Genomic DNA, 11,089 nt, shown 5'->3' on the forward strand with positions numbered 1-11,089 from the left:
AGCTTTAAGAAATTCATACTATGAATATAGTAATTCGGAATTCAGATTTCGGATTTCAGAGTTAAAACAACTAGGATTTCGGAATCTGGAGTTCAAGTTCCAAAACAATCCGAAAAACAAGGTTCTGGGTTAAAATAATTCCGAATTCACAAATCTGAATTCTGAATTAATTTTCCCCTTTGTTGCCGCTATCGCCTTTTTCAAGGCGCATTTTCTGGAAAAATGCCTTCAAAAGGCCTAGACATTCGTCAGCGAGCACTCCGCCCACCACTTCGACTTCGCGTTTGAGTGCGTTGTTCGAAATGACATCGATTGTGGTGCCACAACCGCCAAAACGGGTATCCGGGGAACCATAGACCACACGGCTGATTCGGCTGTTCAAAATGGCGCCTGCACACATGGGGCAAGGCTCCAGCGTTACATACAAAGTACAACCGTCCAGACGCCAGTTTTCAAGATGACTCGCCGCCGTTCCAATCGAAAGGATTTCTGCATGGGCGGTGGCGTCCTTGAGCATCTCAATCTGATTGTGACCTTTACCGATGACTACCCCATCTTTCACGATAACGCAACCGATAGGGATTTCCTTCTCATCGAAAGCCTTTTCGGCTTCGCGAAGCGCCATGCGCATATAACGTTCGTCTTCGTTCGTATTATCCATGTTGACGTGATTCGTGTTTTGTGGTTTATGTAACTACGCCACAATGTGTAGTGTGTAATGTGAAGTGTGAAATTAGATATCAATCATTCCACATCACACATTTCACATCGCACACTGTTTACTTAATCCCTCTCCCGTAGGCGCAGTAGGAGTCTTCCTGCATGTAGTCGCCGTCGTGGTAGTATGCGGCCCGGGCGCGGCAACCGCCGCAGCGGTCGTTGAACTTGCACTTGCCACAGGCACCGGAATAGGCCTTGGTGCGGAGCTTCTTGAACACCTCGGCATTGGCCCAAATTTTGTCAAACGGCGTGTCGTGCACATCGCCCGCCTCTTCCATCATGTAGGCGCAGGGGCGCACCTTCCCGATAGGGCTCACGATGCAGTAGTCAATGCCCGCAAGGCAGCCGCGGCTATAGCGGGTCTTGATGTCAAGCTGGTCTGCGATGCGCAGGAACTGCGGGGCGCAGGTCGGCTTCACGGGGATACCGAGCGTGCGGCTCTTTTCCATAATCTTGCGGAGCAGACCCTCGTATTCAGCAACGCGGAGCGCGTGCCCTTCGATTTCCTTGCCGCGGCCCACAGGAATCAAGAAGAAAATCTGGTGGTTCACCGCGCCGATTTCCTTGACCCAGTCCATGATGTCGAAAATCTCGTTCTGGTTCCAGTCCATAATGGTCGTGTGGATCTGAAACGGGAGGCCCGCCGCCTTGCAATTCTCGATACCCATCATCGTGAGTTCGAAGGCGTTCGGGAGCCCGCGGAAATCATTATGGCGCTTGGGGTCGATACTGTCGATGCTGATGCCCATGGCCATCGCACCGGCCTTCTTGAGTTCAAAAGCCAGGTCGTGCGTAATGAGCGTACCGTTGGTACCGAACACCGGGCGAAGCCCCTTGCTCGAGGCATGCGCGACCAGTTCCACGATGTCCGGGCGGGTCATGGGCTCGCCGCCACTAAAGATCATAATCTTGAATCCCGCCTTCGCGATTTCGTCAATCAGCTTGAGGGCCTCCGGCGTCGTGAGTTCGGCAGCCTTGTTTTCGCCCGCGTCCTGGTAGCAGTGCTTACAGGTCAGGTTACACTTGTTGGTGGTCATCCAAGATACAATCATTTAAATCCTCATTAATTTCATCCATGGATTGCTTCGTCGCCTACGGCTCCTCGCAATGACGTTGTTATAGAGTTTTGAATACTTTCTTAGCGGCATCAACGGTGCGGTCAATGTCAGCTTCGGTATGGGCCGCACTCACAAAGATTGCCTCGAACTGGCTCGGGGCAAGGTAAATGCCTTCGTCGAGCATTCCAAGGAAGTAGCGGCGGAACAAATCCAAGTCAGACTTCTGCACGTCGGCAAAGCACGTGACCGGGCCTTCCGTAAAGAAGATGCAACCCATGGAGCCCACCTGGTTTGTCGCAAGCGGAATTCCCGCCACATTCGCGGCGTCTTTAAGTCCTTCAATCAGGCGTGTCGTCATCGCTTCAGCATGCTTGTAATATTCCGGATGCGTCTTCAGTTCACGCATCGTGGCAAGGCCCGAGGCCATCGCCACCGGATTACCCGACAAGGTTCCCGCCTGGTAAATTCCGCCGAGCGGCGCAATCTGCTGCATCACATCCAAGCGACCACCATAAGCGCCCACCGGCATGCCGCCACCGATAATCTTACCAAAAGTCGTCAGGTCCGGTTTGATGCCGTACAAGCCCTGTGCGCAGTGAATGTCAACACGGAAACCGGTCATGACTTCGTCTACAATCAAGAGTGCGCCATGTTTCTTGGTTTCTTCGGAAAGCGTCTTCAAGAATTCTCTCTTCGCGGGCACCACGCCCATATTCCCGGCCACGGGTTCTACAATGACGCCCGCAATTTCGTCACCAATTTTATCGAACAATTCACGGACGCCGGCCACGTCATTGTACGAGAGCGTCAGCGTGTATTTAGCAAGGTCCGCCGGCACGCCTTTGCTGCTCGGCTTACCCGTGGTAAGCATTCCCGAGCCCGCCTTAATCAGCAAGCTATCGCTATGGCCGTGGTAACAACCTTCAAACTTGACAATCTTGTCGCGGCCCGTGAAACCACGCGCCGCACGAATCGCACTCATGGTCGCTTCGGTACCGCTGTTCACCATGCGAATCATCTCGACACTCGGCACAAGCTCCATCACAAGTTTCGCAAGTTCCGATTCCAGTCCGCAGGGAGCGCCAAAACTGAGACCATTCTGAGCCGTTTCGGCCACCGCCTTAATCACGGCATCGTGAGCATGTCCCAAAAGCATGGGACCCCAGCTGCCCACGTAATCAATGTAATCGTTGCCATCGACATCGTAAATGTGGCTGCCCTTGGCACGCTTAATAAACGGAGGGGTTGCGCCCACATTGCCGTAGGCACGTACAGGACTATTCACGCCACCGGGCATCAGGCCCTTGGCTTCTGCAAAAAGTTTTTCGCTTAAAGAATGGTTCATACCAGACCTTTTTCCAGGGCTTCCTTGGCGTGGTAGGTAATAATGATGTCGGCACCGGCACGCTTGAAGGCAATCAAGTTTTCGCGGATAATCGCCTCTTCATTGATCCACCCCTGTTGAGCAGCAGCCTTCACCATGGAATACTCGCCACTGACATTATAAACGGCCACAGGCACATTGCTCAATTCAGCCGTTTCGCGCAAGACATCGAGGAAGGCAAGCCCAGGCTTGACCATTACAATGTCCGCACCTTCTTCCAAATCGAGTTCTACCTCATGCAAGGCCTCGCGACCATTGCGAACATCCATTTGGTAACTCTTGCGGTCACCAAAATGCGGTGCGGAATCCGCCGCATCGCGGAACGGTCCATAGTAGGCACTTGCAAACTTGGCACTGTATGCCATAATCGGCAAATTCTGGTATCCGTTTTCATCAAGCTTTGCACGGATTGCAGCCACGCGACCATCCATCATATCGGAGGGCGCTACCATGTCGGCACCGGCTTCGGCATGCGAAAGCGCCGTCTTTGCCAAAAGTTCAAGCGTCGGATCGTTATCGACATCGCCATCGTCCTTGACAATTCCGCAGTGACCATGGCTCATGTATTCGCAAAGGCACACATCGGTAATTACATATAAATCCGGGAACTTCGCCTTGATCGAGCGAACCGCACGTTGCACGATTCCGTCATCGTCATAAGCAGACGTTGCCATTTCGTCCTTGTAGCTAGGAATGCCAAAAAGCAAAATGGACTTGACGCCCACTGCCACGCAGCTTTCCAGTTCCTTCAAGATTTCATCGATGCTAAAGCGGTACTGGTTCGGCATCGAAGGAATTTCTTCTTTGACATTCTCCCCTTCGACCACGAACATCGGGTAAACGAGGGAATCGGGATTCACGGCGGTTTCTGCCACCATGTTGCGGATAGTTGCATTCTTGCGTAAACGACGTGGACGGATAATCATATCAAGTGTGAAATGTGAGATGTGGAATGATTATTATTTAATGTAAAAAATCGCGTTCGACCTGTTCAAGGCCTTCGGCCCATTCGGTCTGGATTTTCTGCTTGAGTTTCTTGGCAAGCGACGGAGCACGGCCCTGCGTGGAGACCGTTACGGCGATATTTTCACCGAAATCCATGCGGGCGGGCACAATAAAGTCACCGTCGAGATAATCGCAGGCATTGTTCACCAAAATGCGACGGGCCCGGGCATCGTTAGACACCAGCGCATTGACGTCAGGTTTGTCGGTGCAGATAAAGACCATAAAGATTCCGCGAAGGTCGAGCGGTTCGTAGGGACGGCTTTTTAAGACGATAGACGGGATCGTGGTAAATTCAGGATCGAACTGCGGGGCTACAACAGTGATGCGGGCTCCCGTAGGCAAAAGGGTCTTCACTTTACGAAGCGCAATGCGGCCACCACCTACTACCAGCACATTACGGCCTTCGAGATTTAATTCGATGGAGAAGAGGTTTGAAGTGTGGGCACGCTCCTGCGGAGCTTTGGGGTGTGAGGTCGCGCCCGAGGCGCTTTGAGAAAGTTTATTCTGTGCATTTCGAACGCCGGCGACGACCATGCTTGCAAATTCTTTCCAGTCACCGAGGCAAGGCATCAGCGTAATCGGAATCTGCGGGAATTCAGCCTGCAGCTTCGCGACCACGCGCGGCACGTCATTTTTTGAATGCTGACCGTTCAACAAGAGGAACGGCAGGAGCGTCACCGATTCCACATCCTCGCGGAGGAGCGTGCGCAAGTCATTTTCCAAATCCAACAGGCTCGTACTTGCCACGCGCGTACCGGGCAAATCATGATGAAGCTTGTCCAAAATACCTTCGAAGCCCTTGTAGGCCCCCGGCAAAATGCAGTGATGCGCGATAATCAGAATAGCTTTCATAGTAGTTCGCAGTAGACAGTAGGAAGTAGACAGTGATTAGGAATTTTTAGTGTAAAATTCTACAATCTTTTTCACGAGGGAATCCATGGTCGTCTCGTCGGAGGTGACGGTATTAAAGCCGTGTTTGCGGGCTGCAGATTCCGTCATGCGGCCGATGCAAAAAGATTTTCGAGGATAACAAGCATTATTGTCATTCTGAGCGAAGCCGTTAGGCGTAGTCGAAGAATCTCTATTTAGATCCTTCGATTCCGTGCTTCGCACTCCACTCAGGATGACACTGCAGTAATTCTCTACGGCGCTGGTGCTGGCGAATACGACGGCATCGGCGTTCTCGACGGCTTCACGCTTCCAATCGGGCAATTCCGACACCGGGAGCGTTTCATAAACAACCCATCGGGTCGCCTGCGGCAAAAGATTCAGCAAAGTATCGTCGGCGAGATTGCCCTGCAAAAGGAGAATGCGAGGTATGGGGTATGAGGTCGCACCTTCGGTGCTTTGAGGTATGAGCGCAGCTAAAAGTTTCCCGAGGCCTTCGCCGGTATGGTCTTCGGGCACGTAGTCGCAGCGAATGCCGTATTCGAGCAACTTCTTTTCGGTAATTTTGCCCACGCTCGCAATTTTCTTGCCTGCAAGCACGCGCACATCGTAACCGGCAGCGAACAACTGCTTGAAGAAACTTTCCACGCCGTTCGTGCTCGTGAACGCGAGGATATCGAAGTTCGCGAGAGTGTTAAAATCTACGGGACTGGATTGCCACGCTCCTTCGGGGCTCGCAATGACATGCGAGGCGAGTGCAGTGACAGGCTGTTCACAGACAGGCATTGCCGAGCCGATGCTGTCATGCGCTTGCGCCATGACAAGTGGACATTCCAAAGTTCGAGTTTCGATCATCGGAGTCTCAATAACTTCGGCGCCTAGAGCCGAGAGTCGGGCGGAAATCCCGCTGGCCTGCTTTGCAGCGCGAGTCACCACCAGGCGCTTGCCCGAAAGCGGCAAATTCTTTTTCCAGGCAAGAGTTTGCCTGAGTTCCACGACGCCGCCCATAATCGTAATCGCAGGTGCGGTCACATTTTCACGGGCAATCGTCTCCCCCGCCGTTTCAAGCGTCGCCATAACAGTACGCTGGTACGGAGTCGTGCCCTTTTCGATAAAGGCAAGCGGAGTTTTCGGGTCCTTGCCACATTCAATGAGGCGCTTGGCAATGAAATCCATGTTGGCAATACCCATCAAGAAGATGAGCGTGCCGGGGCACTTCGCGAGATTTTCAAAATCGAGCGAAAGTTCTCCGTTCGATTCGGCTTTTTCGTGCCCGGTAATGATATGGAAACTCGTCGCGATGCCGCGGTGGCTCACGGGAATGCCCGCGTAGGCAGGCACCGAAATAGCCGATGTAATGCCGGGAACCACATCGAATTCGACACCGGCCGCCACCAGTTCCAACGCTTCTTCACCGCCGCGCCCGAACACGAACGGGTCACCGCCCTTGAGGCGGGCAATAACACCCTGCGGGTATTCCTTCGCGAACTGTACCAAGAGCTTATTGATTTCGGACTGTTTCACCTTGTGATGCGTCGGCATCTTGCCCACGTCAACCATCTTCGCCTTCGGATTGCACATTCCGAGAATCGCCGGAGAAACCAAGCGGTCGTACACCACCACATCGGCTTTTTCAAGGATATCTTTTCCACGAAGGGTCAAAAGACCCGGATCGCCGGGGCCTGCACCAATCAAGTAAACATGACCAAAATTCGCCATCAAAAATTAATCCTTGTCATCAAAGGCTTGGGCATCTTCGGGTTCTTCCACAATCCAGTCGCGAATGTGGTCGGCAAGAGCCTTCTGGCCGTCCTTTTCAATTGCATCGGCAAGTTCAGTCAGTTCTTCGGCATCGAGCGTCGTCAAATCCTTTTCGTAGCGGTCCACGTAGCCCGAAAGTTGCTCGTAACGCTTCATGCCAGCGAGCAACTGCATAAATTCAAGATTCGCCGTATTGCCGTTACGGAACTGTTCATGCTCCTTAAGCACGCGGTCGGCTTCCGCTTCGGGCAAGAATGCGGCCAAACGCCCGAGGTTCATCACCTTCGGGAAGGTTTCGTATAAGGTGCGGGCAATCTTGATGCAGTCGGACTTGCGGCCTTCCTTGTCGGCAATGGCAGCCTGCAAATCCAGGTACGCTTCTTCGTCTTCGGAGCCGGGGTTGCGGACATCGCCGAGCCACTGCTTGGCAAGTTCAATATTCCCTGCCATAAACTGGGCATTAGCAATATCAATAAGCGTGGTGTTGCTCTTGTCCGGGTCCTTAAGGAGGGCGGCTTTCGCAAAGTTCGCGGCATCCTTGATAGAATCGGCCATATCGCAAATGGCATCCAGAATGTCTTCGCGGTTGCCCTGGTCGACTTCGGTGACCTTGTTGATCAATTCTTCGAGCAAAGCCTGTGCGCGTTCCTTGGGCAAAATTTCTTCGACGCTCAGGAACACCACCGAGCGGCCTTCACCACCCACATGGCGCATGGCAAGGTCATGAACCAAGTCTGCAACATAATCCTTGTCGGTATACTGCGATGCGAGTTCCACAAAGAACGTTCCGGCATCGTAAAAGAGGTTGTCCCAGTATTCCTTTTCTTCGTCGGTGTCGGCCTTGAACGAAATAAAATCGGCTCGCAACGTCCAGGCCAAAAGTTCCAGCTGGTCTTTGGGATCCTTGAAGTTTTCGATATCGTCAATGCCGTTTGCAATCGCCTCGTACAAGTCTTCGGGGCGATTTAAAAGTCTGCTCTGTCCGCTTACAATCTGAGTGAGCGTATCACGGAGTTTGTCTTCTTTGCTGCGCATGGCCTGCGCCATGGCCGGAGATTTCCATACTTTTTTCTTCTTTGCCATGAAACCAAATGTAGAAAAAAGAACCGTCCCCCACTTATTGCCGGTCCAGCATCCGTTTGATTCGCGCTTGTTTCAGCTTGTTTTTACGGCGTTCGCGGCGGCGTTCCTTACGGAGTTTCCGGCGTAGTTCCGCCATCGTTTCCACTTGGTGCAATATGTCCTTGATTCGCTCGGTCGCAAAAGCATTGTGCAACTTTTTCCGCGTTACGTAATCGAGCAAGCATACGCACAATAACAGGCAACCCACAAATACGGCAAGCGCCACCGGCCACACAATCACAGATGTCTTGTTCGCTACAAGACCAAACGCAGGCGGCATCAGAATAGAGCCCACATAAGAACCAGCCATTTGAATACTGATGGCACGGCCCGAAAGTTCTTCGCCAAATCGTGCTGGAGTCGCGTGAATCAGCGACGGATATACAGGAGCGCAACCGAGCCCAAGCAGGCAAATACACACCGGAGTAAACCAAAGCGGCAAAGGCAGCACCAACACCAGGCAACCAAGCACCACGATGGCAATACCCGCATGCACCAAGCGCATATCCGTAAACTTGATTGCAAAAAATCCGCTCAGAATGCGGCCAATCATGACCGATGCAAACATGAGCGAGACCGCAATCGCCCCGATTTCAGGCTCGAAGCCGCGAGCCACTAGGTAAGTACCGCACCAAAGGCTCGTAGAAATTTCAAGCGACGAATAAAAGAAAAACACCCAAAAAGAAAGCTTCATTCCGGGCACCTTGAGGGCCGCCCGCAGCGAAATATCTTTTACCGCAGACTCCTGTTGCGAGGCGTCGCGTTTTTCCATCTTCTTCCAAATCGGGAGCGTTATAAGCATCATCACGGCTATCAACGCAAGCAACAAGGCGACCATATCGTAAGCGCCACGCCAGCCGACACCCGTCACCACCGAAATCGAAAACAAGGCAGGACCAAGGCATGCGCCCACGCCCCAGCTGGCATGCAGCCAACTCGTGTGTTTCGACTCCAAGTAAATCGCCGCAAAATTGTTCATCGCGACATCGATTGCGCCCGCCCCGATTCCCATGGGAATCGCAAACAGGCACATCATCGCAAAAGAATTCGAAATGCCGTAACCGAACGAAGCCACCGCTGTAAGCGCAATGCTTATAAAGACAAGCTTGCCTGTACCCATCAGGCGAAGGAGTGCCGGAGTCCACAAGCTAGAAACAATCGTTCCCGCACTTACGATAATCGACAAAAGCCCTGCCGCCGAAAGAGGCGCCATCAGGTCACGCTGCATCAAGGGCCATGCCGCCCCTAGCACGGTATCAGGGAGACCTAAGCCAATAAAAGCCGCATATATGACAATAAGTAGAAGCAAGCGCTACACCACGAAGAATCTATTTTTTCTCGCGAATGCGCTTGTACAGGCTCTCCGCTTTTTCGGTATCGCCTGCATTCGAGAACACATGGCCTACGTTTTCGGCACCAATACGCCCTTGAGAATTGCCCGCAAGCCAAGCCTTCATGTAGCAATCAAACGCTTCGTCGTAGCGTTTCTGGGTAAAGTAAATCTGCCCTAAATCAAGGTTCAAGTCCGCCTTGCCCTTGTTGTGCCGCAGGCCTTCTTCCAGCGTGAAGATTGCCATCCACGGGGAATTATTCTGCACATACATTTGCGCCAAGTAGCGGCGAGCCGAAACATTTTCCGGATCCATCAAGATTCCGTTTTCCATTTCATTCAAGGATTGACGTGTAGAATCCATGCTGCGGTAATAATAGGCCATGGTAAAGTGAACATCGGCACCCGCGGTAGCCGTCATCTGAAGCGCATTCTGAAGCGTCTTGATGGCATATTCATAGTCGCCTAACTTTTCATAGACTTCAGCCAAACCGTACCACGCATCCATACGGTCCGGATTCAGCTGCAGGGCGCGTTCAAAATTCTTCTGGGCAAGGGTCCAGTCGCGGCCCTTCAAGTAGCATTCCGCCAAGGCAAAATGCACATGGTCCGATTCTACGCCAAGTTCTACGGCGCGATTGTAAGCCGCAATGGCTTCGCCCACGTCTCCACCCAAGTAGTAAAGGTCACCGAGGAGCATCCAGGCCTTTTCAAAAGTCGGCAAAAGTTCTACAGTGCGTTTGTAAGCCACCATCGCCACCTGCTTGCGGTCCAGTTGCACCATGGCATTGCCCAAGTTGAACCAGGCAAAGGGTTCGTAGCGACCTTCGTCAATGGCCGCGCGGTACAGCGGCACCGCTTCCTTATATTTCCCCTGGTCGTAAAGCTCGTTCGCCTTGAAGAAATAGTCTTCTGCGGCAAAAGCACTTTCAACAGAAACAGCAAACAATAATACACTAACAAAAAAAGATTTTTTTGTCCGCAGATAACTTTTTTTGTCAGAATTAGCGTCGGCCAAGGATGGGGAGGGTGCAGGGAGGGGCCCGTGCGGCCTTCGCAACTCCGAGCTGGGGCCCCGCCCGCATAAAACCTTTGTCATCTTTTTAAAAAAGAAAAACAATTTGTAATTAAAATCAATTGACAAAGCGGAACTCCTTTGTGGCCTTTTGTGCCACGGGGAATCCGCCCAACTGCGCCGGGCTAAACTTCCACTGTCTTACAGCCTTCAAGGCTTCGTTATCAAATCCATAGCCGGGCGGGTCCTGCGTTAACACCTGGGCCTGCGCCACGTCGCCATACACATCGATCACAATTAATACTTTCACGTAACCCGAAACGCCCATGCGTTTTGCCTTCTCAGGGAACTTGGGCTGGATTTCACGCAAAACTTGAGCCTGTTCGTCCACTTCGCCCGCCTCGTAGACGACATTTTCCATGGAGCCCGTCCCCACGGCCGCGCCATCGCCGGCGGCACCGCGGGCAAGCGACAAGTCCATCTGGAAATTCTGGCTACGGGACACTCCCATGTTCGAGGTAATCTTGAACGGGTTCGGATTCACAATCGTACGAATCACCTTCTGCTTGACTTCAGGCTTCTTCTCGCTCACCAGGACCTCGACTTCGGTGACCGCTTCAAGTTCCTTTTCACCCTTGACTCCTTTATCCGACATCAATGCGTTGATTACCGGAATCGCAAGGAAAAATACTGCGCTCAACACAAAGGAGAGCACCAGCGCAATCGGGTAACGAAGATATTTTCCAACAAAATCAAGCATAGATCAGTTAGAAGTAGGAAGTAGGAAGTTTTTACGCTGTCTACTG

The 11,089-nt window shown here is 52.3% G+C and carries 10 protein-coding genes; all 10 read right to left on the reverse strand.

Annotation, left to right across the window (positions count from 1 at the left end; all coding sequences use genetic code 11):
- Nucleotides 1-166: 166 nt before the first annotated feature.
- The 10 genes from tadA to BUC02_RS09970 all read right to left on the reverse strand — a co-directional run bounded on the left by tadA (nt 167) and on the right by BUC02_RS09970 (nt 11,043).
- Nucleotides 167-661: a tRNA adenosine(34) deaminase TadA gene (gene tadA / locus BUC02_RS09925; RefSeq protein WP_073322105.1), complete on the reverse strand. Its 495-nt coding sequence runs from the start codon at nt 659-661 to the stop codon at nt 167-169.
- A gap of 118 nt (nt 662-779) precedes the next feature.
- The gene (gene nirJ2, locus BUC02_RS09930) at nt 780-1,772 is read right to left on the reverse strand and encodes a putative heme d1 biosynthesis radical SAM protein NirJ2 (protein ID WP_073322108.1); all 993 of its coding nucleotides are present in this window, start codon (nt 1,770-1,772) and stop codon (nt 780-782) included.
- A gap of 64 nt (nt 1,773-1,836) precedes the next feature.
- Nucleotides 1,837-3,123 carry a glutamate-1-semialdehyde 2,1-aminomutase gene (gene hemL / locus BUC02_RS09935; RefSeq protein ID WP_073322111.1) on the reverse strand — a complete coding sequence of 429 codons (1,287 nt, stop codon included), beginning with the start codon at nt 3,121-3,123 and terminating at the stop codon, nt 1,837-1,839.
- Nucleotides 3,120-4,088 carry a porphobilinogen synthase gene (hemB, locus tag BUC02_RS09940; RefSeq protein WP_073322114.1) on the reverse strand — a complete coding sequence of 323 codons (969 nt, stop codon included), beginning with the start codon at nt 4,086-4,088 and terminating at the stop codon, nt 3,120-3,122. The genes hemL and hemB overlap by 4 nt, the downstream gene beginning before the upstream one ends.
- 37 nt (nt 4,089-4,125) lie before the next feature.
- Nucleotides 4,126-5,019, reverse strand: coding sequence for an NAD(P)-dependent oxidoreductase (locus tag BUC02_RS09945; RefSeq protein ID WP_073322118.1), 894 nt, complete (start codon nt 5,017-5,019; stop codon nt 4,126-4,128).
- Nucleotides 5,020-5,055: 36 nt separating this feature from the next.
- A complete protein-coding gene (cobA, locus tag BUC02_RS09950; protein ID WP_073322121.1) occupies nt 5,056-6,774 on the reverse strand; it encodes a uroporphyrinogen-III C-methyltransferase in 1,719 nt (572 codons plus the stop codon).
- Nucleotides 6,775-6,780: 6 nt separating this feature from the next.
- The gene (locus BUC02_RS09955) at nt 6,781-7,899 is read right to left on the reverse strand and encodes a hypothetical protein (protein WP_073322124.1); all 1,119 of its coding nucleotides are present in this window, start codon (nt 7,897-7,899) and stop codon (nt 6,781-6,783) included.
- Nucleotides 7,900-7,933: 34 nt separating this feature from the next.
- Nucleotides 7,934-9,247 (reverse strand): MFS transporter, encoded by a 1,314-nt coding sequence (locus BUC02_RS09960; RefSeq protein WP_073322127.1) that lies wholly within the window; start codon nt 9,245-9,247, stop codon nt 7,934-7,936.
- 19 nt (nt 9,248-9,266) lie between these two features.
- Nucleotides 9,267-10,217, reverse strand: coding sequence for a tetratricopeptide repeat protein (locus BUC02_RS09965; RefSeq protein ID WP_254794183.1), 951 nt, complete (start codon nt 10,215-10,217; stop codon nt 9,267-9,269).
- 184 nt (nt 10,218-10,401) lie between these two features.
- Nucleotides 10,402-11,043: an energy transducer TonB gene (locus tag BUC02_RS09970; protein ID WP_073322133.1), complete on the reverse strand. Its 642-nt coding sequence runs from the start codon at nt 11,041-11,043 to the stop codon at nt 10,402-10,404.
- Nucleotides 11,044-11,089 lie beyond the last annotated feature (46 nt).

The organism is Fibrobacter sp. UWOV1 (assembly GCF_900142495.1).
Classification (GTDB): Bacteria; Fibrobacterota; Fibrobacteria; order Fibrobacterales; family Fibrobacteraceae; genus Fibrobacter.